The sequence below is a fragment of the Eubacterium sp. AF34-35BH genome, from assembly GCF_003477765.1.
In the GTDB taxonomy this organism is placed as follows: Bacteria; Bacillota; Clostridia; order Lachnospirales; family Lachnospiraceae; genus Eubacterium_G.
In genome coordinates, this window is sequence record NZ_QUDZ01000008.1 from 35,901 (window position 1) to 61,655 (window position 25,755).

The window sequence follows — 25,755 nt, forward strand, 5'->3', positions numbered from 1 at the left end:
TTACGGAGGAAAAATTGTTTTATTCAGAAGATATTATAGAGCAGGTAAGAACTGAAAATGATATAGTAGAAGTAATAGGTGATTATGTAAAATTACAAAAAAAGGGAAGCTCATATTTTGGACTTTGCCCTTTTCATAACGAAAAATCACCTTCTTTTTCTGTGTCTCCTAATAAACAGATGTATTATTGTTTTGGATGTGGTGAAGGTGGAAATGTAATATCTTTTTTGATGAAATATGAAAATTACACCTTTATTGAGGCAATGGAAGTTTTGGCTAACAGAGCCGGAGTTGAACTTCCGAAGATGGAATACTCAAAAGAGCAGAGAAGAGAAAAAGATTTAAAAACAAAAATAATAGAAATTAACACAGAAGCAGCCAAGTATTTTCACTATCTTTTAAAATCAGACAGAGGAAAACTTGCATATAATTACTTAAAGGGACGTCAGTTATCAGATGAGATTATTGTCAAATTTGGCTTAGGCTATTCTGATAAATACAGTAACAATCTCTATATGTATTTAAAGAAAAAAGGCTATAATGATAATGAATTACGTGAAACAGGCTTGTTTACTTACGATGAAAAAAGAGGTGTTACAGACAAGTTTTGGAATCGTGTAATGTTTCCGATTATGGATGCAAATAACAGGGTTATTGCTTTTGGTGGAAGAGTTATGGGAGATGCAAAGCCAAAATACTTAAATTCTCCGGAAACCAAAGTTTTTGATAAGAGCAGAAACCTTTATGGACTAAATGTTGCCAGGTCTTCCAGAAAAGATTATTTCTTAATTTGTGAAGGCTACATGGATGTTATTAGTTTACATCAGGCAGGTTTTAACAATGCAGTTGCAGCCCTTGGAACAGCTTTTACACAAAGACATGCAACTTTAATAAAAAGATACGTCAAGGAAGTTGTTTTAACTTTTGACAGTGACGAGGCAGGTATTAAGGCAGCATTAAGAGCAATTCCTTATTTAAGGGATGCAGGGCTTGCAATAAAAGTTCTTAACATGAAACCCTACAAAGATCCTGATGAGTTTATAAAGGCATTAGGCAGGGATGCTTACGAAGAAAGAATTAAGAATGCAACTAATTTCTTTATATTCCAGGTTGAGCAGGAACAGAAGAAATACAATTTAAATGATCCACAGGAAAAAACAGCTTTCCACAAGCAGGTAGCTGAAATGCTGTTGGAATTTAAAGACGAAATAGAAAGAGACAATTATTTAGATTCTGTTTGTTCTATTTTCAAAATTCCAAAAGAAGGTTTGTCTAAATTAGTTAAAAAGATTGGTCTTACTTATGTTGGAAAAGAAGAAAAAGTTGAAAAGGAGCCTGCAGTTTCAAAGCAGACAAAGAAAGAAGATGCATCAATAAGTGCTCAAAGAATTTTGCTGGCATATTTACTTGATAAAAATAATTGGTTTATGAAAGTGGCTCAGGTTATCTCGCCAAAAGATTTTGTAGACCCTTTTTACAATAAGGTGGCATCACTGTTTTGGGAACAGATGGAGAGCGGCCAGGGAAAACCTGCACAGATAATGAATTATTTTGAAGATGAAGAAGAACATAAGAAGGTTGCCCAGTTATTTGTTTCTCCAATTAGGGCTAATTTAAGCCTTGATGAGCAGGAGAGAGCAATTAATGATGCTGTTCATAAAATAAAAAAAGAAAGTCTTGATTACAGGGCAAGAAACGCTACAGATATTTCTGACCTTCAGAATATTATAAAAGAACAAAGTATGTTACAAAAAATACACATTACATTAAGTTAGGAAAATATATGTTATCAAAAAGATTACAGACAGTAGCCGGTATGGTTACAAAAGGAAATATAATTGCAGATATAGGCACAGACCATGGGTATGTGCCTATTTATCTGGTGGAAGAAAACATAACAGATAAGGCGTATGCCATGGACATCAATCAGGGACCTTTAGACATTGCAAACAAACATATTAAGGAAAAAGGTCTCGAGGGAAAAATAATAACAATTCTTTCAAATGGCATGGAAAAGCTAAAGGACAATATGATTGATACCGCAGTCATAGCCGGTATGGGTGGCGATTTGATTGTATCAATACTTGAAAATGGAAAGAGCATAAAAGGAATAAAAGAATTAGTCCTATCTCCCCATAAAAGAGTCGATTTGGTAAGAAAATATCTGTTAGAAAATAACTGGCAGATTGTTGATGAAGCCATGGTATTTGATGTTGGAAAATATTATACGGTAATAAAAGCTCTGAAATGTGATAAAACAGAAAATGATTATTCAAAAGTTCAATTAGAATATGGCAAATTACTTTTGGAAAATAGAAATCCTGTTTTAAAAGAATATTTGGAAAAAGAGTATAAAAAGTTTTCTAAAATTGCAGAAAATATGAAAAAAGAAAAAAGTGATAATTTGCACAAGGTTGAGGAAATTTTAGAAATGAATCAGGAAGGTAGAAAATATTATGATTGATGTGGAAATTTCAAATGTTGTATACGAATATGAAGACGGAACCACTTTGTACGAAATAGCAAAGGATTTTGGTGACTATTATGAAAATGACATTATACTTGCAGTGTGCAATGGAAAACTTTGTGAATTGTCAAAAGTTTTAATTGATAACTGCAAGGTATCTTTTATTACAACAGCAAATCATATTGGTATGGAATGTTATAGAAGAAGCATGGTTTTTATGATGATAAAAGCCTTTTACAAAATAGCAGACCATAGTGCCTTTGATGATATTTCGGTAGAGTATTCTGTCAGCAAAGGCTATTACTGTAAAATAAATGGTGGCATACAGATTAACAACGAGTTTTTAAGAAAATTAAAAACTGAAATGGATAGTCTGGCTAAACGTGACATGCTTATAACAAAAGAGGTTATGTCAACAGGCAGAGCCATCAGTAAGTTTAAAAGATACAGAATGAAGGATAAGGTTAATTTGTTTAAATACAGAAGAGCTTCATCTGTAAAAATTTACAAAATGGAAGGTTTTGAGGATTATTTTTACGGTTATATGGCATATTCTACAGGTATTCTTAAATATTATAAATTAATCCCATATAACGAAGGTTTTGTACTTCAAATGCCGGTAAAAGAATCTCCAAAACATGTGCCAGAGTTTACACCTCAAAACAAAGTTGTCAAAGCTTTAGAGGAATCAGAAAAGTGGGCGGAAAAGTTAGGTGTTTCAACAATAGGAGAAATTAACGACAAAATAGTAGATGGTTCAATTAACGATATTATGATGATGCAGGAAGCTTTACAGGAAAAGAAAATTGCAGATATCGCATCAGATATTGCGTCAAGGGAAGAAGCTAAGGTTGTGCTAATTGCAGGCCCTTCATCTTCAGGCAAAACTTCTTTTGCTCATAGACTTGCAATACAGCTTATGGCGCAGGGACTTCAGGCACAAATAATATCTACAGATAACTATTTTGTAAACAGAGAAGAGTCTCCAAAGGATGAAAATGGTGAACTTAATTTTGAAGCTTTAGAAGCTGTTGATATTGAGTTATTTAATGACCATATAACTAAGCTTGCAAATGGTGAGACAGTAGAGATGCCCGAGTTTAATTTTGTAACAGGAAAGAGAGAGTTTAACGGAAAGACAATAACTCTCACAGACGATTCGGTTTTAATAATTGAGGGCATACACTGTTTAAATGACAAGTTATCTTACAGTATTCCTGAAGAGAAAAAATACAGAATAGGAGTTAGCGCATTAACACCTATAAATGTTGATGAACATAATAGAATTTCATCTTCTGATTTAAGATTACTTAGAAGAATTGTAAGAGACAGCAGAACAAGAAATATATCAGCTAAAACATCTATTGAAAGATGGAACAAGGTAAGACTAGGAGAGGAAAAATATATTTTTCCATTTCAGGATAGTGCCGATGCAATATTTAATTCTGCAATGGTTTATGAATTATCAGTGTTAAAAGTTTTTGCAGAACCTAAATTGTTTGGCGTACCAAAAGATACAGAGGAATATTTAGAGGCAAAGAGACTTCTTAAGTTCTTAGATTATATTTTGGGAATACCAAAAGAAAATGTTCCAAGTAATTCAATATTAAGTGAATTTGTTGGAGGAAGTGTATTTCCTGTTTAGATAAGTATTGAATTAATTTTTAAAGTATGATAATTTAGATAATTGTGAGTAAGGTAGATAATCGCTGCTGCTATTGCCGAAAGGACGCAGGAGAGGAAAGTCCGGGCTTCGCAGGGCAGGATGCCGGCTAACGGCCGGTGGAGGTGACTCCCAGGAAAGTGCAACAGAAATTAAACCGCCAGCAATGGTAAGGATGAAATGGTAGTGTAAGAGACTACCGCTTTAATGGTAACATTAAAGGTCAGTGTAAACCCCATCCGAAGCAAGACCGAGCAGAAAGTATTGGTTGCCCGCCAGCTTTCGGGTAGGTTGCTTGAGCTAAGTGGCAACATTTAGCCTAGATAGATGATTATCCAAGACATAACCCGGCTTACAGCCTTACTCATTTTTATTTGGATATTATTTCAATTATTTATAGAGTATATTATTCAACTTATTATATTTTTTATATTTAATAAGTTTTTGTTTTATTGTTAATCTAATTTTTTTATGAAATCAAACAAAAGTCTGCAGAAATTGTTAGCGGATTTTGAAGCTATTTCAATTACCTCATGGTCAGAAAGTTTATTATCAGAAAGACCGGCAGCTTTGTTGGTGATACAACTTAACCCACAAATTTTTAATCCACAATGACTTCCACATATTGCCTCCATTGAGGTGCTCATACCCACAGCATCAGCTCCAAGAAGTTTGTACATTTTTATTTCTGCAGGAGTTTCGTAGTTTGGCCCCTGAGTTTGAAGATAAACTCCTTCTTTTATAGGAATATTAAGATTAGCTGCACATTCCTTAAGGAGATTTCTTAAGTCAGTGTCGTATATGTTTGAACAGTCTGGAAAACGAGGTCCTAATTCGTCAATGTTATATCCACGTAATGGAGAAGGTACAAATGAAGAAATCTGGTCTTCTATAACCATAAAATCCCCTGGTTCAAAATTCTCATTTATTCCACCGGCAGCATTTGTAATAACAAGTGTTTTTGCCCCTAGAAGTTTCATTATACGAACAGGCATAATAACCTGCTTAGGAGTATAACCTTCGTAGTAGTGTAATCTCCCATCTGCAATAATTACATTTTTGTTCTCTATAGTTCCTATAATAAAACGCCCTTTATGCATTTGGTTAGTGCAGGTAGGAAAATCAGGTAAAGAAGAGTAGGAAATCTCAGCATCTATATTAACCATATTTACAAAAGAATTAAGACCTGAACCTAATATAATTGCTATGTCTGGTACTAGGGAAGTCTGTTCCTTAATAATGTTGGTATAAGTTTCTAATATGTCTAAATCATTCATCATAATATCCTCCATAAAAAGTGCAAAAAAATGTCTAAAAATATTGTGTATAACCTTGAATATTCATTGTCTATAATGTATCATCTTAATAGCGAAAAATAAATAGTTTTGGAGGGTGAAATGAGACATTTAATTAATCCTCTGGATTTTTCAGTAGAAGAAATAGACAAGTTATTAAGTCTTGCCAATGACATTGAGAAAAACCCAGAAAAGTACAAAGAAGCATGTAAAGGTAAAAAGTTAGCAACATTGTTCTATGAACCAAGTACAAGAACACGTTTAAGTTTTGAAGCGGCAATGCTTAATTTAGGCGGTAGCGTTCTTGGATTCTCAGAAGCAACATCAAGTTCAGCTTCAAAAGGCGAAAGCGTGGCAGACACAATTAGAATTATTTCATGCTATGCAGATATTGCAGCAATGAGACATCCAAAGGAAGGAGCAGCTTTAGTAGCAGCAAACAATTCTTCAATACCTGTAATTAATGCAGGGGATGGTGGACATCAGCATCCAACACAGACATTAACTGATTTATTAACAATTAAGTCTTTAAAGGGAAGGTTAGACAACATTACTATTGGATTGTGTGGTGACTTGAAATTTGGTAGAACAGTACATTCATTAATTAACGCATTATTAAGATATGACAATGTGAAGTTTGTTCTTATTTCTCCACCGGAATTAAAAGTACCAAAATACATCATTGAGAGAATTGAGGCAGCTGGAGCAGAATATAAGGAAGTTACCAAGTTAGAAGATGTTATTGGCGAGTTAGATTTACTATATATGACAAGAGTACAAAGAGAAAGATTTTTTAACGAAGAAGATTATATTAGATTAAAAGATAGCTTTGTGCTGGATAAGAAGAAAATGAAAATGGCAAAAGAAGACATGCTTGTACTTCATCCATTGCCTAGAGTAAATGAAATTTCTGTTGAAGTGGACAAGGATCCTAGAGCAGTATATTTTAAACAGGCACAATATGGAGTGTATGTAAGAATGGCGCTTATTTTAACATTATTGGAGGTAAAGGATGCTTAACATTGATTCAATAAACAACGGTTTTGTATTAGACCACATTCAGGCAGGAAGAGCAATGGCAATTTGTCATTATTTGAATTTAGATGAGTTAGATTGTCAGGTGGCAATTATAAAAAATGCCCGCAGTGGAAAAATGGGCAGAAAAGACATTATCAAGGTTGAAGGTTCATTAGATGACATTGTTGATTTTGACGTATTAGGATTTGTAGACCATAACATTACAATTGATATTATCAAGGATGGAAAGCTAGTTGAAAAAAGAGAAGTTAAGCTTCCTGAAAAAATCGTAAATGTTTTACATTGCAAGAACCCAAGATGCATCACATCAATTGAGCAGGAACTTGATGACGTATTTATTTTAACAGACAAGAAGAATGGTCTCTATAGTTGCCAGTATTGTGAAGAGCAGCAGGGTAAGTTATGGGAGAATATTAAAAGTAAATAGAATTTAATATAAACTATTTCAAGAAGAAATCACCGTTTCTGACGGTGATTTCTTTTTTTAGAGAAAAAAGTGTCGTTCATTACAAAAAAAGTACCGTTTATCGCAGAAGTGAAAAAACAGGTGAAAGTATGTTATAATATTTATGAAAAAAAATTAATTAAGTGTTATTTTATACTGATATAATTTATTGTGACAGTTGCTTATAAAATAAATTGGGATTGAGGATAAAAATACTAAAATTATAAAATGACATTGTGTTTATTAAGCATTAATGCAATGAATATAAGTATAAAAAGCAAAGCAGGAGGTAAGAATATGAAGACAAAATTAAATTCAAAAATTTTAATTAGTGCGTTATTATCTTTTTCAATGATAGTAATGTTGCTATCAGGAGTTAGGGCTACAGAGAATGAAACCTTAACATCATCAAATTGGGAGTATGGAGTAAATGGCGAAAATGTATACATAATGAAGTACACAGGCACAGAAGAAGATGTGGTTGTACCAGCAGTAATCGATGGAAAGAAAGTTGTATCCATTGGAGAAGATACATTTACAGACTGCAAAACATTAAAGAATATTACACTATCTGAGAATATAAAAAATATTGAAAGCAATTCAAGGGAAGCATTTCCTTGTTTTAATGGATGCGACAACTTGGAAAATATTATTGTTGATGACAATAACAGTGAATTTTCCAGCGAAGATGGAGTTTTATATAGCAAAAACAAAGAAGTGATTTTTTTGTATCCAAGAGGTAAAAACGTAGCAGAATTTGTTATACCTGAACATGTAAAATATTTAGGCAGAAAAGCGTTTGGTCAATGCGAAAATTTGAAAAAGGTAAGCATTGCTAATAGTATTAAAGATTTAAGTGATGGAGTCTTTGAAGGCTGTAGTAGCCTTGAAAGCATTAATATACCTGAAAGCCTTGAAAGCATTGGTGTAGGTGCCTTTAGTGGCTGTAAAAGTTTGAAGGAAATTGTAATTCCTAATGGAACAAAAAGTATAGGCATATATGCATTTTCTAATTGTAAAAGCCTTAAAGAAATAGCAATTCCATCAACTGTTGAATCCCTTGCAGAAATAAATGACGGAAATATGGTTGAAGGAATTAATGGCAAAAATGCAAGTGTTAGTTCTTGTTTTGCAGGCTGCACATCTTTGGAAAAGATAACATTAGACAGTAAAAATAAAAAATATGCCAGTGAAAATGGTATGCTTTTTAATAAGGACAAAACACATCTTTTATGCTATCCAGCTGCAATGCAAGGCATAGAAGTTATAGTAAAAACAGGTGTTAAAACAATTGCAAAAAATACTTTTTGCGAAAATAAAAACATACAACGAATAAAATTCCCAATAACTGTTACAAAAGTTGAAGATGGAGCAGTTAATAATTGCAGTAATTTAGAAAAAGTTACTTTTTGCGGAAATAAACCAAATGATTTAGGCAAATTTGTTTTAGGTAAAGATGATGTTGTAATATGGTATTCCAACAAATACAAAAATAGTTGGAGCAACTATAATTTATACAAAAAGCAAGAGTACATTGAGCCACGTAGAACATGCATTGGTATGCCTACACCTGTTCGTTCTGTAAAAAAAATAAAACTTAACAAAAAGAAATTAGTATTAAAGAAGGGCAAAAAATATAAACTTAAATATACTATTACACCTAGCAAGGCTACAAATAAAAAGGTGACATGGAAAACTATAAATAAAAAAATCGCAAAAGTGTCAAAGGGAAAAGTAAAGGCACTAAAAAAAGGAAAATGCTACATTGTGGTAAGAACAAAAGACGGTGGGAAAAAAGCCAAGTGCAAAGTAATAGTTAAATAAACTGTTTGTAGCGATTTACATAGTATATTATACTAAGACTTTTATTTATAAAAATATTTATTACATTGTTTGTAAAAATGTAATAAAAAATGACAAAAAGTTTAAAATGTATTGCCACTAAAATAATATGTTGATATACTAAATGAGAAAATTATGAAATACGGAGGATGAAGAAATGTATTGCAAAAATTGTGGAAAAGAAATTGATGATTTGGCAGTTGTATGTCCTAATTGTGGAGTGGCAACAGGTAATAATCAGCCGGCTTCTGATGATACAGGAAGCATAGGATGGGGATTGTTAGGATGTTGTATTCCAATTGTAGGATTGATTTTGTTTTTGGTATGGAGAGATACTAAGCCTAAAAATTCAAAAGCAGCAGGAATCGGAGCATTAGTTAGTGTTTGCGTTTCAGTATTATGGTACGTATTAATGATTGTTGTTGGAGTTGGAGCAGGAGTAGCTTTTGGCGTATAAAATGAAACAGTGGTTTTATAAATGGCTACCAATTATTTTTGGCTGTCATAGACGTTCAGATCGTTCTTTTTTCTATAAAGGAAAACAGTTTCCAATATGCGCAAGATGTACAGGTGAACTTACTGGTATGATATGTGCAATATTTGGATGTTATTTTCTAATAAATATTCATATATGTGTTTGGGTTGCACTTTTATGCCCACTAATAATTGACGGCGTTATTCAGGCAAAAACAAAATACGAAAGTACAAATACAAGACGTGTAATAACAGGTTTTTTGTTTGGAATAGCATTAATGATGATATTTATTGTTTCAACAAAATATTGCCTAATGATAGGATTTGAATACGGCAGAAAATTAAGATAAAAGAATGAGGTGTTTTGAAAGTTTCAAGATACTATAAAAAGAAAAAAGGAATTGGCAATCGCCAATTCTTTTTTTGTGTAATGATAGTCTATTATTGCATAAAAGGGTACCATTATATTTGTTCAAATAGAAAAAAATATAATGGTACCCTTCAAGAAGCAAATGTTTATTGTTTATTCCTCATTTTCCGTATCGTATTCAGTTGTTTCGTCTTCTTTAGGAGTGACAACAACCTTTACTAAGTCAATTCGTTTTTCGTCCATTTTTATAACTGTTAATTTGCAATTGTCAATTACAACACTGTCACCCTTATTAGGAAGACGGTCAAGATGTTCAATAATAAGACCACCTAATGATTCATAATCTTCTGAATCAATTTCAGTGCCTAACTGGTCGTTAAAATCATCAAGATTAATAGAACCTTCAACAATATATTCGTTTTCGCCAACAGGTCTGATAACCTGTTCCTCAGCTTCGTCAAATTCATCATGTATATCGCCGATAATTTCTTCAACAATATCTTCTAAAGTAATAAGACCTTCAGTCTGACCGTATTCATCTAAAACAATACACATGCCCGGTTCTTTATTTCTCATTTCCATAAGAAGGTCATTTAATTCTTCTTTTTCGTGAGTGAAGTATGGCTCGCGCATAATCTTTGTTATATCAAAATTGTTTGGGTTTACACCCATTAACATCATATCTTTAATATTTATAATGCCGATTACGTTATCTGAATCTTCCTTGTAAACAGGCATTCTTGTGAATTTGTCTTTTCTAATGACGTTTAATAAATCATTATAGGTAATATCTAAAGGAACCATTGTAATGTCAACTTTTGGTATCATAATATCTTTAGCACATGTATCACCAAAATCGAAAACGTTGTTAATCATATCCATTTCGTCTTCTTCAATTATGCCTTCCTCCTGACTGACACCAACTAAAGTTCTAAGTTCATCCTCAGTAATTGATTTAGAATTTAAATTAACATTAACCCTAAAAAGTTTTAAGAATAAACTTGAGAATAAATTTAAAACAAAAATAATAGGTGTAAGTACAACCATAAAGAAATTAATTGGTTTAGCATAAGCTAGCGCAATTGATTCTGCATGAATTGATGCAACTGTCTTAGGAATAATTTCTCCGAAAATAATAATTACAAGTGTAAGAATACCAACGCCAATACTAACAATCCAACTTACGTTAAAAACACTTTGCATAAAAATTGTTGTTAAAGAAGAAGCGGCAATATTTACAATATTATTTCCAATTAAAATTGTACTAAGCATTTTTCTTGAATTACCTAAAATCTTATCAAGAATAATGGCCTGTTTGTTGCCTTCCTCCACAAGCATTCTAAGTCTTACCTTGTTAGTAGTGGTAAGAGCTGTTTCGGCTGAAGAAAAAAACGCCGAGAATAATAATAAAATAAGTAATACGCATAGCAGAGCTATGTCACTGGGTCCCATAACTTTCTCCTTATAAATTAATAATATTTCAAGTCCCTGACTTGTTAAGGAAGATTTTACATAATGAACCTGTTAAAGTCAAGAATTGTAATAAATTATATTGCCCACAAATATAATTTATTATAAAAATATTTGGGGAGGAGAATACCTAAATTCTGATTACGGTCTTTCAATGTCAATACCATTATTAAAAAAGTACAGGTAGAATAAGGCATTTTGACACTGTAATAAAATAAAGAAAAAATGAAAAAAGGAGTAAAATGGGCAAAATTATTTTATCTTTTTTAAAAGACTTACTTTTAGAAATGATTGTAAGTTTTGTGCTAATAGTAGCAGTTGCATTTATTGTTTTAAAAATCTCACCAGCCTATAGCACCATACAAATTTTAATTCTTGCTACATATGTCATAGCTACCTTTGCAGGCGGTTATGTAATAGGAAAAGTTATGGATAAAGGGAAGTTTATGTGGGGAGCCATATCAGGTCTCATATATGCTGTTGTCATAGTTTTAGTTTCGATAATAGTGAACGGTCAAATTAATAGTGAAACAATAGAAATTATAAAATTATTACTGGCATCTGTAGGGGGTGGAACCATCGGAGGAATGGTTAGTTAAAAAAACGTTTGAAAAAAACGTTTTATGTGTTATAATACCATAAGAATTATGCGTAAGTATCTTTTTACGCAAATAAGTATTGGAGGAAAACCATGAAACATATCAAAACATTAAATCAGAAAACATTAAAGGACACAATGAAAAAAGGCGGTTGTGGTGAATGTCAGACATCATGTCAGTCAGCTTGCAAGACATCATGTACAGTAGGAAACCAGACTTGCGAAAACAAATAATTTAATATTGATTAATTTACACTATAACAGAGTTGAGCACTCAACTCTGTTATAGTGCGTTAAAAAGGGAGGAAAATTACAGTGATTCATCAATATAAAAGCAATGGGTACAACATTGTATTAGATGTCAACAGTGGAGCGGTTCATGTTGTTGATGATGTTACATACGATGTTATAGAATTGTTTGAAAAACTTGATGCTGAAGCTATAATTTCAAAACTTAGCTCAAAGTACAAAGAAGAAGAGATAAGAGAAGTTATTGACGAAGTTGAACAGTTGAAGAAAGATGGACAGTTGTTTACTGAGGATATATATCAGCCTTTCGTAGAAAAGTTTAAGGAAACACGTCAGACAGTAGTTAAGGCTCTATGTTTACATATAGCTCATGATTGTAACTTAGCATGCAAGTATTGTTTTGCAGAAGAAGGTGAATACCATGGCCGTAGAGAATTAATGAGTTTTGAAGTGGGTAAGAAAGCTTTAGACTTTTTAGTTGCAAATTCAGGAAACAGAGTTAATCTGGAAGTTGACTTTTTTGGTGGCGAACCATTAATGAACTGGGATGTTGTAAAGCAGTTAGTTGAATACGGTCGTTCACTTGAAGAACCAAATAATAAGAAATTCAGATTTACATTAACTACAAATGGTGTTTTATTAAATGACGAGATAATGGAATATCTTAATAAAGAAATGTCAAATGTAGTTTTAAGTTTAGATGGTAGAAAAGAAGTAAATGACAGAATGAGACCTTTTAGAACAGGTAAGGGTAGTTATGACCTTATTGTTCCAAAGTTTCAGAAACTTGCAGATAGCCGAAATCAGACAAACTATTATGTAAGAGGTACATTTACAAGAGATAATTTAGATTTTTCTGAAGATGTGAAGCATTTTGCAGACTTAGGATTTAAACAAATGTCTATTGAACCGGTTGTTGGACCGGAGGAAGATCCATACTCTATAAGAGAAGAAGATTTACCTAAAATTATGGAAGAGTACGATAAATTAGCTCTTGAATATATTAAGAGGGAAAAAGAAGGTAATGGCTTTAACTTTTTCCATTTTATGATTGATTTAAATCAGGGACCATGTGTTTATAAGAGATTATCAGGATGTGGTTCAGGTACGGAATACTTAGCAGTTACACCTTGGGGAGATTTTTATCCATGTCATCAGTTTGTTGGCAATGAAGATTTCTTAATGGGGAATGTAAATGACGGAATCGTTAGAAACGATATAGTTGAAACATTTGGTGATTGCAACGTATATTCAAAAGAAAAGTGCAAAAACTGTTTTTCAAAATTTTATTGTAGTGGTGGATGTGCAGCAAACTCATACAATTTCCACGGTACAATAAATGATGCCTATGACATAGGTTGTGAAATGCAGAAAAAAAGAGTGGAATGCTCAATAATGATAAAGGCAGCTTTAGCGGATGCTGACTAAGAAAGAGGTAAAAGATGAAAATTAAGATGAACAAAACAAAGGGAATAATAGCATTTATTATTTCTCTTGCCGTACTTGCTTTTGCAGGTTACGTTATTATGTTTGGTATAGGGGATCGTGGCCAGGCAAAATACATTACTCAGGGTCTTGACTTAAAGGGTGGTGTAAGTATTACATATCAGGTAGCAGAATCTGATAAAAGTAATTTAACAGCAGATACTTTAGAAAAAACAAGAGCAAAACTTGAAAAGAGAATTGCTGCATTTAGTACAGAAGCAACAGCATATAAGGCTGGTGAAGACAGAATTACTGTTGAAATTCCAGGTGCATACGATGCTGATGAAGTATTAAATGAATTAGGAAAACCGGGTATTTTATATTTCTGTACAGCGGCAAAGAGTGGGTACACACCAACAAAGGCTGAATTAAAGAATAAGAAATACATTAAGGTAGATAAGAGTTATTATCAGGTATGGTTAACAGGTGATACAGTAGCCAGTGCTGAAGGACAGGCTACAACAAACGATAAAGGTGTAAATGAAAACATCGTAAATTTACAGTTCAACTCAGAAGGAACAAAGGCTTTTGGTGAAATGACAAGTTCTCATGTTGGCGAACAGTCATTTATCATTTATGATGATGAAGTTTTAAGTGCTCCAAAAATTCAGGCTGTCATTACAGGTGGACAGGCACAGATTACAGGTGATTTCACATTAAAAGAAGCTCAGACACTTGCTACAAACATCGGTATTGGTTCTTTGGAAGTACAGCTTGATGAATTAAGCCATAGCGTTCAGAGTGCTAACTTAGGTAGTGATGCTTTATCAAAGAGTATTCAGGCAGGTATTGTTGGTTTTATTATAATTATTTTATTCTTATTATTGGTATATAGAATTCCAGGTTTAGCTGCAGGCTTGGCTTTAATATCATACATTGAGTTAATGCTTTTAGCACTTAACGGATTTGACTTAACACTTACATTACCTGGTATTGCAGGTATTATTCTTAATATTGGTATGGCAGTTGATGCTAACGTAATTATTTATGCACGTATTAGAGAGGAAATTGCCGCAGGTAAGAATGTTAAGAGTGCTATTGGAATAGGATTTAAGAAAGCAACATCAGCAATCGTTGACGGTAACGTTACAACATTTATTGCTGCATTAGTATTATGGATTAAGGGTTCAGGTACAGTTCAGGGATTTGCAACAACTCTTATGATTGGTATTTTTATCCAGTTATTTACATCTCTTGTAATTTCAAGAGGTCTTGTATGGATGCTTTACTACATGGGATTCCAGAAGCCTGTATTCTACGGTAAAGAAAGAGTTAAGAAAACAATTAAATTTGTTGAAAAGAGAGCTGTATGGTTTGTTATATCAATTGCTGTTATAGTAATAGGAATTGGCGGAATTATCTTTAACACTGCTAAGGGTAATGGCCCATTTGACTTTAGCATTGAATTTAAGGGTGGTACATCAATTCAGGTACAGTTTGATAAAGACTATACAATTGATGAATTTAATAAAGAAGTAAAACCTGCAATTGCAGATTTACTTTCAACAAATGACATACAGGCTCAGAAGGATACAAATAATAAGGGATTATTCACAATCAAGACAAAGAAACTTGAAGGTGAACAAATGGATAAATTTAAAGATTTATTAATTAGCAAATATCAGGCTAAGGATGACAAGCAGAACTTTAATGATACAGAAATTTCAGATACAATCAGTTCTGAAATGAAAACAGATGCTGTTGTTGCAACAGTTATAGCAACAATTTGTATGTTAATTTATATTTGGTTCAGATTTAAGAATGTACATTTTGCTTTAGCAGCTGTTATAGCTTTATTACATGACGTACTTATTGTTGTAGGCTTCTACGGCTTATCAAGAGTAACAGTAGGAACAACATTTATTGCATGTTTGCTTACAATTGTAGGTTACTCAATTAACGCTACAATCGTAATCTTCGATAGAATTAGAGAAAACAAGGCTATAATGAAACGTGAAGATACAATGATTGATATTATTAATCAGAGTATTACACAAACACTTACAAGAAGTATTTATACTTCACTTACAACATTTATAATGGTATTTATGATTTTTGTAATGGGTGTATCATCTATTAGAGAATTTACATTACCATTAATGGTAGGTATTGTAGCTGGTGCTTACTCATCAGTATTTGTTACTGGTTCTTTATGGTACATTATGAAAGGTAAGAAATACGATAAATAATTAAGATTTTATTGAGCGGTATCATCTATTGATGGTGCCGCTTTTCTTCTTTAAAATGGTGATTAACTATGAATGAAAAGTGGTTTTTACAAACAAAAAAAGCAGATTTTAATGGTATTGCAAAAAAATATAATATTAGTCCTATTACTGCAAGATTAATGAGAAACAGGGACGTTGTCTCAGAAAAGGAAATAGAGCAATATCTTAACGGAACTATAAATGAAATAAGTTCTCCATGGTTGTTTAAGGACATGGACAAGGCAGTTAATATTTTGAGTATAAAAATAAATAATGAAAGTAAAATCAGAATTATATGCGACTATGATGTTGATGGTATATGTTCCGGCTATATTTTACATACCTGTTTGAAGTATTTAGGCGCTGATGTGGATGTGGTTGTACCACATAGAATTGAAGATGGCTATGGAATTAATGAAAGATTAATACAACAGGCATACGACCAGGGTGTTGATACTATTGTTACATGTGATAATGGTATTGCTGCCATAAAACAAATAGAATATGCAAAAGAATTGGGAATGACTGTTGTTGTAACAGACCATCATGAAGTTGTTTTTGAAGAAAATAATGGTAAAAAAGAATATATTTTACCAATGGCAGATGCAATAGTTAATCATAAGCAAAAAGATTGTCAATATCCTTTTAAAGAATTATGTGGAGCGATGGTGGCATTTCAGTTTATGCGTGCCCTATTTGAAAATATGCATGTAAGCGAAAGATTTATATTAAAATTATTACCTTATGGTGCTATGGCAACTGTATGCGATGTGGTAGAATTAAAGGGAGAAAACAGAATAATTGTTAAGGAAGGTCTGGAAGCTTTAAAAACAAGTAATGATATAGGAATTAATGCTTTAATTAATCAGTGTAAGTTGAATAAAAAAAATCTTGATTCCTATCATTTTGGCTTTGTGCTTGGACCATGTTTAAATGCCAGTGGCAGACTTGACACTGCTAAAAAAGCAATGGATTTGCTTGAATGTGAAGATGAAAAACACGCAGAAGTTTTAGCCGGGGCTTTGAAAAAATTAAATGATGAAAGAAAAGATTTAACAGAAAAAGGAACTAAAGAAGCTATTGAAAAAGCAGAACAATTAGATGATTCAGTTTTGGTTATATATTTGGAACATTGCCATGAAAGTATTGCTGGAATTATTGCAGGTCGTGTAAGGGAAAAATATAATAAACCAACCATTGTTTTAACAGATGCTGTAGAAGGCGTAAAGGGTTCTGGACGTTCCATTGAAGAATATGACATGTATGCTGAGCTTACTAAGGTAAAAGAATTATTTACTAAATTTGGTGGCCATAAAATGGCTGCAGGTGTGTCCCTTCCAAAAGAAAATATAGATATTTTACGAAAAAAACTAAATGAAAATTGTAATTTAACTCAAGAAGATTTATATTTAAAGGTATGGATTGATATGCAACTCCCCCTTGAATATGTTACAATGAATATGATACAGGAGTTAAGTATTATCAAACCATTTGGTAAAGGTAATGAAAAGCCAATATTTGCTGAAAAGCATTTAAAAATAAATAAATTACAAATATTGGGTAAGAATGGTAACGTATTGAAACTTACCATTACAAATAGCAGTTCATATACAATGACTGCAATGATTTTTAGCCGTGTTATTGATTTTATGGAATTTTTGAAAAATAAATTCGGTCAGGAAGAAATTAACAAGGCTTTAGTAGGGGAGAAAAACAACATTGAGATAATGGCTACATATTACCCGACAATAAACGAATTTAACGGTAATAGCCAAATACAAATCGTAATTGACAGATTTTGCTAAAAGCATTCATAAGGAGGACAAGAAGAATGAATGAAGTAGAAAAATATATTAGAAGTATACCGGATTTCCCTGAACCTGGAATTATCTTTAGAGATATTACAACAGTAACACAGGATCCAAAGGGATTAAAGATTGCTATAGATTCAATGTTGGACAAGATTAAAGATATAGATTTTGACGTAATTGTTGGTTTAGAGGCAAGAGGTTTTATATTTGGAATGCCTTTAGCTTACTTACTTGGAAAATCATTTGTATTAGTTAGAAAAAAAGGTAAATTACCATGTGAGACAATTTCAGAAAGCTATGATTTAGAATATGGAAAAGCTGAAATTGAGATGCATATAGATTCAATTAAACCCGGTCAGAAAGTTATTTTAGTCGATGACTTAATTGCCACAGGTGGTACAATTGAAGCAGCTATTAAGTTAGTTGAAAAATTAGGAGGAGAAGTTGTAGATAACCTGTTTTTAGTTGAACTTGCAGGACTTAAAGGAAGAGAAAAACTTTCAAAATATAGAGTAGATGCAGTAGTAACATACGATGGAAAATAAAAAGGATTGAGATATGACAGATTTAAACAAAAACATTAAAATTGAAAATCATGGAGTAATCCCAAAAGAAGAAGAACAGGCAACTCCTGAAGAATTATATGCAAGATTAATTGAAAAAATAAAGCATTATCATCCATCAGCAGACGATTTAAGGATGATTGATAAGGCATATAATTTTGCAAAAAAATCACATGGAGACCAGAAAAGAAAGTCAGGAGAACCATACATTATTCATCCAATTCATACAGCTTTAATATTAGCTGATTTAGAGTTGGATAAAGAATCAATTATGGCAGGTCTTCTTCACGATGTAATGGAAGATACGGCCGCAACCCGTGAAATAATGATTAAGGAATTTGGCGAAGAAGTAACAGACCTGGTTGATGGCGTAACAAAACTTACTAAATTAGATTACGATGTTGATAAGGTGGAAGAGCAGGCAGAAAACTTGCGTAAAATGTTTTTGGCAATGGCAAAGGACATTCGAGTTATATTGATTAAGCTTGCGGATAGATTACATAACATGCGTACGCTTATGTATATGACACCTGAAAAACAGAAAGAAAAGTCAAAAGAGACAATGGACATTTATGCACCAATTGCTGACAGACTAGGTATTTCTAAAATTAAGATTGAATTAGATGACTTAGCTTTAAGATATTTAGAGCCTGAAAAATACAAAGAATTAGTTGACGGTGTTCATGAAAGATTAGAACATCGTGAAGAGTTTATGAGTAACTTAATTGCTGAGGTGGCAGGCTATATTGAAAAGGCAGGTATTAAAGCAACAATAGATGGTCGTGTAAAGCATTATTTTAGTATTTACAAGAAAATGACTATGCAACACAAGACTTTGGATCAGATTTATGATGTTTTTGCAGTAAGAATTATTGTTGACAGTGTAATGGAATGTTATGGGGCGTTAGGTATAATACACGAGAAATACACTCCTGTGCCGGGAAGATTCAAAGACTATATTGCAATGCCAAAGCAGAATATGTATCAGTCACTTCATACAACATTAATTGGACCAAATGGGCAACCATTTGAAATTCAGATTAGAACATACGAAATGCATAAAACTGCTGAATATGGTATCGCAGCTCATTGGAAGTATAAGGAAAATATTACAGGTGACGGCGATAATGAAGAGCAGAAAATTGCCTGGTTAAGACAGATTCTCGAATGGCAGAGAGACATGTCAGATAACCATGAATTTATTAATCTTTTAAAAGATGATTTGAACATGTTCTCTGAAAGAGTGTACTGTTTCACACCAAATGGTGATGTAAAGAATTTACCAAGCGGTTCTACACCAATTGATTTTGCATACAGTATTCATAGTGCAGTAGGTAATAAGATGGTTGGTGCAAGAGTTAATGGCAAGATGGTTAATATCGACTACAAGCTCCAAAACGGTGACAGAGTGGAAATTATTACATCTAATAACTCTACAGGTCCAAGTAGAGACTGGTTGAAGGTTGTTCAGAGCACACAGGCAAAAAATAAAATTAATGTTTGGTTTAAACAGCAAAATAAAGAAGAAAATATAGTAAAAGGTAAAGAACTTATTGAAAAATATTGCAAGGCAAAGAATATTAATTTATCAGAAATATTAAAGCCTGCATATATGGAAAAAGTTCGGTTGAAATACAGTTACAAAGAGTGGGATTCTCTTATTGCTTCAATTGGTCATGGTGGCTTAAAAGAAGGTCAGATTGTAAATAAACTTCTTGATGAATACGAGAAGGAACACAAGGTTGAAATAACAGACGATGATGTATTAAAAGACACAAACAATAATAAGGCAAATGTTCCAAGAAAAAGTAATTCTAAGAGCGGTATTATTGTTGAAGGTATGGATGACGTAGCAGTTAGATTTTCTAAATGTTGTAGTCCTGTACCGGGTGATGAAATTGTGGGCTTTGTAACAAGAGGACGTGGTGTTTCGATTCATAGAACAGACTGTATCAATATTATGAATCTTCCTGATATTGAAAGAGGTAGATTAATTGAGGCAAGCTGGGCTGCTGACGAAGGCAAGCAGGACGGCAAATATATGACAGAAATTGTTATTTATGCAAACAACAGAGTCGGTATTTTGACAGACTTGTCAAGAATATTTACAGAAAGAAATATTGATGTAAATAGCATCAATAGTAGAACAAGCAAGTCTGACATTGCCACAATTACAATGACATTTGCAATACAGGGTACAGAAGAATTAAACAGTTTAATTGCAAAAATTCGAACAATTGACAGTATCATTGATATTGAGCGAACAAGCAGTTAAACGTTGTAATTGACATTTTGTAATGTGAAAAAATGAAGACAATTGTTATGTTATGGAAATTAATTTCTTCACTGTGGCAACTGACAAAATTAGAAGAAAGTGCTCTAACGCCGTGGGTTCATCAAGGCAGCGTAGTCGGCTTGATAGAACCGCTACGAGCGTTTGGCAGCGGGAGCGTGCTTTCGTTAATTTGTCAGGTGGCACAGTGGGTATAGTGTAGTGGATAACAATTGTCTTCCATTTTTGAAAAGGAGAAATAGATGGGAAATATCAAAATTAGAAGCGTATTAGTTAGTGAATGTTATACTAACTGTTATTTATGTATGAACACAGATACAAAAGAGGGATTTATTGTTGATCCCGGTGATGATGCTTTAAAAATCAGTGTTAATGTTAGTAACATAGAAATGATTCCAAAAGCAATTTTGCTTACACATGGTCATGCAGACCACATTAGTGCTGTAACGGAATTAAAGGAAAAATACAATATTCCCGTATATGCTTCTGAAGAAGAAGACAGGCTTTTAGTAGATACAAGAGCAAATTTATCATCAATGTTTGGAAATCCTGTAAGCATTTGTGCAGACAAATATTTAAGAGATGGTGATAAGTTTACTATTGCAGATAAGGAAATTAAGTTTATTTTAACGCCTGGTCATACGCAGGGAAGTGGTTGTTATTATATAGCAGAAGATGAAGTTTTGTTTAGTGGTGACACACTTTTCCATCAGAGCAGAGGTAGAACAGATTTTCCAGGGGGAAGTGAAGCGGCAATTATCAGATCAATTAAAGAAAAATTGTTAGTGCTTCCAGGCGAAACAACTGTTTATCCGGGACATATGGATATGACAACTATAGATAACGAAAAGGTATATTATTAATGATAGACATTCAGATAGAACCTAAACAATTTGAATATGATATTCAGTCAATGGTGCAGGCTTTTTATGTGGGACAGCCTTTTAAAATTAATGAAGATTTAGAGGAGTCATACAGAACACTAAAAGTGATTTTTCAGGAAGAAAAAATTACTGCATCATTGTACGATGAGGCCAAGAAGCTTTTTGAAGACGAAATTTGTTGTGACTTTCAGGATAGAAGGGAGACAAAAAACGCTCTTAAAAAGCTTTTGTACTGTTTAATGAGAAAAGATATAGGACAGGACCTGCCTTGGGGTAATTTAACAGGTATCAGACCGGCAAAAATTCCGGGTATGTTAAAAGAACAGGGACTTTCAGATGAAGCAATAAGAAAAGAAATGAAAGAAACATATTTTATTTCTGATAACAAGTTGGACCTGGCAATGGATGTTTCAAACATGGAACATAAGGTACTTTCAAATGTTAATTACAAGGGCAATTATAGTTTATATGTGGGTATACCATTTTGCCCAACAACTTGTCTTTATTGTTCATTTACATCCTATCCTTTAAACAGATATAAGGAAAAAGTAGATGCTTATGTGGATTCAGTTATTAAGGAATTGAGATTCCTAGGTAAGCAATTACAGGATAAAGAACTTAATTCAGTATATATTGGTGGTGGTACGCCAACCACACTTGAACCTGCGCAGTTAGACAGATTAGTAAATGCATTAAAAGATAATTTTGATTTCAGTAATGTAAAGGAGTTTACTGTTGAAGCAGGCAGACCGGACAGCATTACAAGAGATAAATTAATGACTTTAAAAAAACAAAATGTTTCAAGAATTTCCATTAATCCACAGACAATGAATCAGGAAACTCTAGACATTATAGGTAGAAAACATTCAGTCAAACAGGTAATACAGGCTTTTAATTTGGCAAGAGATTGTGGCATGGATAACATAAATATGGATTTTATAATCGGTCTACCAAATGAAACAGAGGACATGGTTAAATATTCAATGGAACAGGCTTTGAAGCTGGCACCAGATGGTATTACAGTACATTCCCTGGCATTAAAACGTGGTTCAAGACTTAACATGAACAGACAAAAATATTCAGATTTAAATTTTGATAACAATACAAAGTTAATGGATATTACAAAAGAATATGCTTATGAAATGGGTATGAAGCCATACTATTTGTACAGACAAAAAAATATGGCAGGTAATCAGGAAAATGTAGGTTATTCATTGCCCGGTAAAGAAGGAATTTACAACATACTTATGATGGGAGACTATCAGAATGTATGGGCATGTGGAGCAGGAGCAGTTACAAAACTACTTTCTTCTGACAGAAAAAGTGCCACTAGAATTGATACATTGAAAAATGTAGACCAGTATATTGACAGAATTGACGAAATGATTGACAGAAAAAGAAGTTATTTTGTAAATTAATAAAAGATACAACACTTGTGTTCTTTTCTATTTAATAGTAAAATATACAAGTTAGAAAAATATAAGGAGCAAAAACATGGCTTTAAGTAAGAAACCGGTTACAGGAATGAAGGATATTCTTCCTGAAGAAATGAAAATAAGAAATTATGTACAGAATGTAATTAAGGAAACTTATAATGCATTTGGATTTACTCAGATTGAGACACCTTGCGTGGAACACATTACAAACCTGACAAGCAAACAGGGTGGAGAAAACGAAAAGTTAATTTTTAAGATTTTAAAAAGAGGAGAAAAGTTAAACTTAGAAACAGCTACGGAAGAAATGGATGTAGTTGATAATGGTTTAAGATATGACTTAACAGTTCCTCTTGTTAGATATTATTCAAAAAATGCCAACGATTTACCATCACCATTTAAGGCATTACAGATGGGAAATGTTTGGCGTGCAGACAGACCACAAAGGGGAAGATATCGCCAGTTTATGCAGTGCGATATTGATATATTAGGTGATCCAAGTAACTTAGCTGAAATTGAACTTATTTTAGCAACAACAACTACACTTGGAAAGTTAGGATTTAAGAATTTCCAGATTAGAATTAATGAAAGAAGAATTTTAAAGGCAATGGCTTCATACAGTGGTTTCCCTGAAGAGTCATTTGACAGCGTTTTCATTATTCTTGATAAGATGGACAAGATTGGTTTAGAAGGCGTTAAGGAAGAATTAATTAAATACGATTTCGCCCCTGAATCAGTTGAAAAATATATACAGTTATTTGAAAAGATTGAAAATCAGGCAGATCCTATTGGATACCTAGCAGATAAGCTTGGAGATTTCATGGGTGATGATGTAAAACAGTGGATGGATGAAATTATAGACAGTGTTAAGGCTACAAAGTCATCTGATTTTGAAATTGTATTTGATCCAACATTGGTTAGAGGTATGTCATATTATACAGGAACAATTTTTGAAATAGCAATTCCTGAATTTGGCGGAAGCTGCGGTGGCGGTGGTCGTTATGACAAGATGGTTGGTAAGTTCACAGGTCATGATGTACCGGCATGTGGTTTTTCAATTGGATTTGAAAGAATTGTTTTATTATTAATGGAACAGGGCTTCAAAATCCCTGAAGATTATGACAAGGTTGTATACCTTATTGAAAAAGGTGTTGAAGGCGACAGACTTTGTGAAGTTATTGCACAAGCACAGGAAGAAAGAAAAACAGGTACACAGGTTCTTGTAACAAGAATGAACAAGAATAAAAAATTCCAAAAAGAGCAGTTAAAGACACAGGGCTTTGAGAACTTTAAGGAATTTTATAAAAATCCGTTAAAATAGGAGGAAAAGTTATGGCAGAGTCAATGCAGGGACTTCACAGAAGTCACAGATGTACAGAAGTAAGTAATAAAAATATTGGTGAAACAGTTACAGTTATGGGCTGGGTTCAGAAAAGAAGAAATTTAGGAAGTCTTATTTTTATTGATTTAAGAGATAGATCAGGAATTCTTCAGTTAGTATTTGACGAAAATGATAGAGAAGTTTTTGAAAAAGCTAAAAATCTTAGAAGTGAGTTCGTAATTGCAGTAGAAGGTGTAGTTAGAAAGCGTGGCGGCGCAATTAACGAAGATTTAGCAACAGGTGATATTGAAGTTACAGTTAATACACTTCGCATTTTATCAGAATCTGATACACCACCATTTCCTGTTGAAGAAAATATTAACACAAGAGAAGAATTAAGATTACAGTACAGATATCTTGATTTAAGAAGACCATCATTACAGAAAAATATTAAGTTGCGTAGTGATGTTACAACTTTTATTAGAAAGTTCATGCAGGGTGAAGGTTTCCTTGAAATCGAAACACCAACTTTGTGTAAAAGCACTCCTGAGGGAGCTAGAGACTATTTAGTGCCAAGTAGAGTACATCCGGGAGAGTTCTATGCACTTCCACAGTCTCCACAGCTTTACAAGCAGTTACTAATGTGCTCAGGATTTGACAGATATATGCAGATTGCAAGATGCTACAGAGACGAGGATTTAAGAGCCGACAGACAGCCTGAATTTACACAGGTTGATATGGAATTATCATTTGTTGACATTGATGATGTTATTGATGTAAATGAAAGATTATTACAGGCTATGTTTAAGGAAATTTTAGGCGTGGATATCCCACTTCCAATGCCAAGAATGACATGGCAGGAAGCTATGGACAGATTTGGTTCGGATAAGCCTGATACACGTTTTGGCATGGAATTAATTGACGTTACAAAAGTAGTTGAAGGTTGTGGCTTTGGCGTATTTACAGGTGCTATTGAAAACGGTGGTACTGTTAGAGGTATTAACGTTAAAGGTCAGGGACATATGCCAAGAAAGAAGATTGACAAGTTAGTTGACCATGCAAAAGGAAATGGAGCAAAAGGTCTTGCTTATCTTTGCATTAACGAAGATGGTACTTATAAGTCGTCATTTGCAAAATTCATGACAGAAGAAGAATTAGATAATTTAGTAAAAGCAATGGAAGGTGAACCTGGAGATTTACTTTTGTTTGCAGCTGACAAGAACAAGATTGTATGGAACGTATTAGGCGCACTTCGTTTAGAACTTGCACAGCAACTTGAATTAATTCCGGAAGATAAATGGAATTTCTTATGGGTTGTAGAGTTCCCACAGTTTGAATGGTCAGATGAACAGAACAGATATCTTGCAATGCATCATCCATTTACAATGCCTATGGAAGAAGATTTACAGTATCTTGATACAGACTTAGGAAAGGTTAGAGCTAAGGCTTACGATATTGTGTTAAACGGTACAGAACTTGGTGGTGGTAGTGTTAGAATCCATCAGGAAGACATTCAGGAAAGAATGTTTAAGGCATTAGGCTTCACAAATGAGGAAGCTCATGAACAGTTTGGCTTCTTACTTGATGCATTTAAGTATGGTGTTCCACCACACGCAGGACTTGCTTACGGACTTGACAGATTAGTTATGCACATGGCAAAAGAAGATAACATTAGAGAAGTAATTGCTTTCCCTAAGGTAAAAGATGCTTCATGTTTAATGACTAATGCACCAAGCCCTGTTGATTCAAAACAGTTAGAAGAATTAGCAATTGACATTGTTAAGCCGGAAGAAGAATAATTGTGGAAGATTATTACAAAGAGCAGTAATGTTTTAATAATCGAAATC

The 25,755-nt window shown here is 33.1% G+C and carries 21 protein-coding genes and 1 other RNA gene; 20 read left to right on the top strand and 2 right to left on the bottom strand.

The window, feature by feature from the left end; all coding sequences use genetic code 11:
• The first annotated feature begins 14 nt into the window (after positions 1 to 14).
• The 4 genes from dnaG to rnpB all read left to right on the top strand — a co-directional run bounded on the left by dnaG (position 15) and on the right by rnpB (position 4,501).
• Positions 15 to 1,775 carry a DNA primase gene (gene dnaG / locus DWZ69_RS09650; protein ID WP_022165607.1) on the top strand — a complete coding sequence of 587 codons (1,761 nt, stop codon included), beginning with the start codon at positions 15 to 17 and terminating at the stop codon, positions 1,773 to 1,775.
• Between the two features lie 8 nt (positions 1,776 to 1,783).
• Complete coding sequence (locus tag DWZ69_RS09655) at positions 1,784 to 2,464, top strand: class I SAM-dependent methyltransferase (RefSeq protein ID WP_117999045.1); 681 nt, start codon at positions 1,784 to 1,786, stop codon at positions 2,462 to 2,464.
• A complete protein-coding gene (locus DWZ69_RS09660; protein ID WP_117999044.1) occupies positions 2,457 to 4,112 on the top strand; it encodes a nucleoside kinase in 1,656 nt (551 codons plus the stop codon). Before DWZ69_RS09655 ends, DWZ69_RS09660 begins: the two co-directional genes overlap by 8 nt.
• A 45-nt stretch (positions 4,113 to 4,157) precedes the next feature.
• Positions 4,158 to 4,501, top strand: an RNA gene (gene rnpB / locus DWZ69_RS09665) — RNase P RNA component class A.
• 84 nt (positions 4,502 to 4,585) lie between these two features.
• Here the strand turns inward: rnpB and DWZ69_RS09670 are convergent.
• Complete coding sequence (locus DWZ69_RS09670; protein ID WP_243002571.1) at positions 4,586 to 5,410, bottom strand: purine-nucleoside phosphorylase; 825 nt, start codon at positions 5,408 to 5,410, stop codon at positions 4,586 to 4,588.
• A gap of 117 nt (positions 5,411 to 5,527) precedes the next feature.
• Here DWZ69_RS09670 and pyrB point away from each other — a divergent pair, with 117 nt between their 5' ends.
• The 5 genes from pyrB to DWZ69_RS09695 all read left to right on the top strand — a co-directional run bounded on the left by pyrB (position 5,528) and on the right by DWZ69_RS09695 (position 9,574).
• On the top strand, positions 5,528 to 6,445 hold the full coding sequence (gene pyrB, locus DWZ69_RS09675; RefSeq protein WP_117999043.1) for an aspartate carbamoyltransferase: 918 nt from the start codon (positions 5,528 to 5,530) through the stop codon (positions 6,443 to 6,445).
• Entirely contained in the window at positions 6,438 to 6,890 is a 453-nt protein-coding gene (locus tag DWZ69_RS09680) for an aspartate carbamoyltransferase regulatory subunit (RefSeq protein WP_022165927.1), read from the top strand. The genes pyrB and DWZ69_RS09680 overlap by 8 nt, the downstream gene beginning before the upstream one ends.
• A 315-nt stretch (positions 6,891 to 7,205) precedes the next feature.
• The gene (locus DWZ69_RS09685; RefSeq protein WP_158573382.1) at positions 7,206 to 8,732 is read left to right on the top strand and encodes a leucine-rich repeat protein; all 1,527 of its coding nucleotides are present in this window, start codon (positions 7,206 to 7,208) and stop codon (positions 8,730 to 8,732) included.
• Positions 8,733 to 8,907: 175 nt separating this feature from the next.
• Positions 8,908 to 9,207, top strand: coding sequence for a zinc ribbon domain-containing protein (locus tag DWZ69_RS09690; protein WP_117999041.1), 300 nt, complete (start codon positions 8,908 to 8,910; stop codon positions 9,205 to 9,207).
• On the top strand, positions 9,197 to 9,574 hold the full coding sequence (locus tag DWZ69_RS09695; protein WP_243002570.1) for a DUF2085 domain-containing protein: 378 nt from the start codon (positions 9,197 to 9,199) through the stop codon (positions 9,572 to 9,574). Before DWZ69_RS09690 ends, DWZ69_RS09695 begins: the two co-directional genes overlap by 11 nt.
• A gap of 173 nt (positions 9,575 to 9,747) precedes the next feature.
• Here DWZ69_RS09695 and DWZ69_RS09700 read toward each other — a convergent pair whose 3' ends face one another.
• Positions 9,748 to 11,046 (bottom strand): hemolysin family protein, encoded by a 1,299-nt coding sequence (locus tag DWZ69_RS09700; RefSeq protein ID WP_117999039.1) that lies wholly within the window; start codon positions 11,044 to 11,046, stop codon positions 9,748 to 9,750.
• A gap of 260 nt (positions 11,047 to 11,306) precedes the next feature.
• On the opposite strand from DWZ69_RS09700, the gene DWZ69_RS09705 reads away from it, so the two are divergent.
• The 11 genes from DWZ69_RS09705 to aspS all read left to right on the top strand — a co-directional run bounded on the left by DWZ69_RS09705 (position 11,307) and on the right by aspS (position 25,707).
• Positions 11,307 to 11,663 carry a TIGR04086 family membrane protein gene (locus DWZ69_RS09705; protein ID WP_117999038.1) on the top strand — a complete coding sequence of 119 codons (357 nt, stop codon included), beginning with the start codon at positions 11,307 to 11,309 and terminating at the stop codon, positions 11,661 to 11,663.
• 92 nt (positions 11,664 to 11,755) lie between these two features.
• A complete protein-coding gene (gene scfA / locus DWZ69_RS09710) occupies positions 11,756 to 11,896 on the top strand; it encodes a six-cysteine ranthipeptide SCIFF (RefSeq protein WP_022165931.1) in 141 nt (46 codons plus the stop codon).
• An 81-nt stretch (positions 11,897 to 11,977) separates the two neighbouring features.
• Positions 11,978 to 13,339, top strand: coding sequence for a thioether cross-link-forming SCIFF peptide maturase (scfB, locus tag DWZ69_RS09715; protein WP_117999037.1), 1,362 nt, complete (start codon positions 11,978 to 11,980; stop codon positions 13,337 to 13,339).
• Between the two features lie 14 nt (positions 13,340 to 13,353).
• Entirely contained in the window at positions 13,354 to 15,585 is a 2,232-nt protein-coding gene (gene secD / locus DWZ69_RS09720; protein WP_243002569.1) for a protein translocase subunit SecD, read from the top strand.
• Positions 15,586 to 15,653: 68 nt separating this feature from the next.
• Complete coding sequence (gene recJ / locus DWZ69_RS09725) at positions 15,654 to 17,408, top strand: single-stranded-DNA-specific exonuclease RecJ (protein WP_117999036.1); 1,755 nt, start codon at positions 15,654 to 15,656, stop codon at positions 17,406 to 17,408.
• 26 nt (positions 17,409 to 17,434) lie between these two features.
• Entirely contained in the window at positions 17,435 to 17,959 is a 525-nt protein-coding gene (locus tag DWZ69_RS09730) for an adenine phosphoribosyltransferase (protein ID WP_117999035.1), read from the top strand.
• A 13-nt stretch (positions 17,960 to 17,972) separates the two neighbouring features.
• Positions 17,973 to 20,252 (top strand): bifunctional (p)ppGpp synthetase/guanosine-3',5'-bis(diphosphate) 3'-pyrophosphohydrolase, encoded by a 2,280-nt coding sequence (locus tag DWZ69_RS09735; protein WP_117999034.1) that lies wholly within the window; start codon positions 17,973 to 17,975, stop codon positions 20,250 to 20,252.
• Positions 20,253 to 20,512: 260 nt separating this feature from the next.
• Positions 20,513 to 21,133, top strand: coding sequence for an MBL fold metallo-hydrolase (locus tag DWZ69_RS09745; RefSeq protein ID WP_022165016.1), 621 nt, complete (start codon positions 20,513 to 20,515; stop codon positions 21,131 to 21,133).
• Positions 21,133 to 22,572 (top strand): coproporphyrinogen dehydrogenase HemZ, encoded by a 1,440-nt coding sequence (hemZ, locus tag DWZ69_RS09750; protein ID WP_117999033.1) that lies wholly within the window; start codon positions 21,133 to 21,135, stop codon positions 22,570 to 22,572. Before DWZ69_RS09745 ends, hemZ begins: the two co-directional genes overlap by 1 nt.
• Positions 22,573 to 22,648: 76 nt before the next feature.
• Entirely contained in the window at positions 22,649 to 23,908 is a 1,260-nt protein-coding gene (gene hisS / locus DWZ69_RS09755; protein ID WP_117999032.1) for a histidine--tRNA ligase, read from the top strand.
• A gap of 11 nt (positions 23,909 to 23,919) precedes the next feature.
• Positions 23,920 to 25,707 carry an aspartate--tRNA ligase gene (gene aspS, locus DWZ69_RS09760; protein ID WP_117999031.1) on the top strand — a complete coding sequence of 596 codons (1,788 nt, stop codon included), beginning with the start codon at positions 23,920 to 23,922 and terminating at the stop codon, positions 25,705 to 25,707.
• Positions 25,708 to 25,755 lie beyond the last annotated feature (48 nt).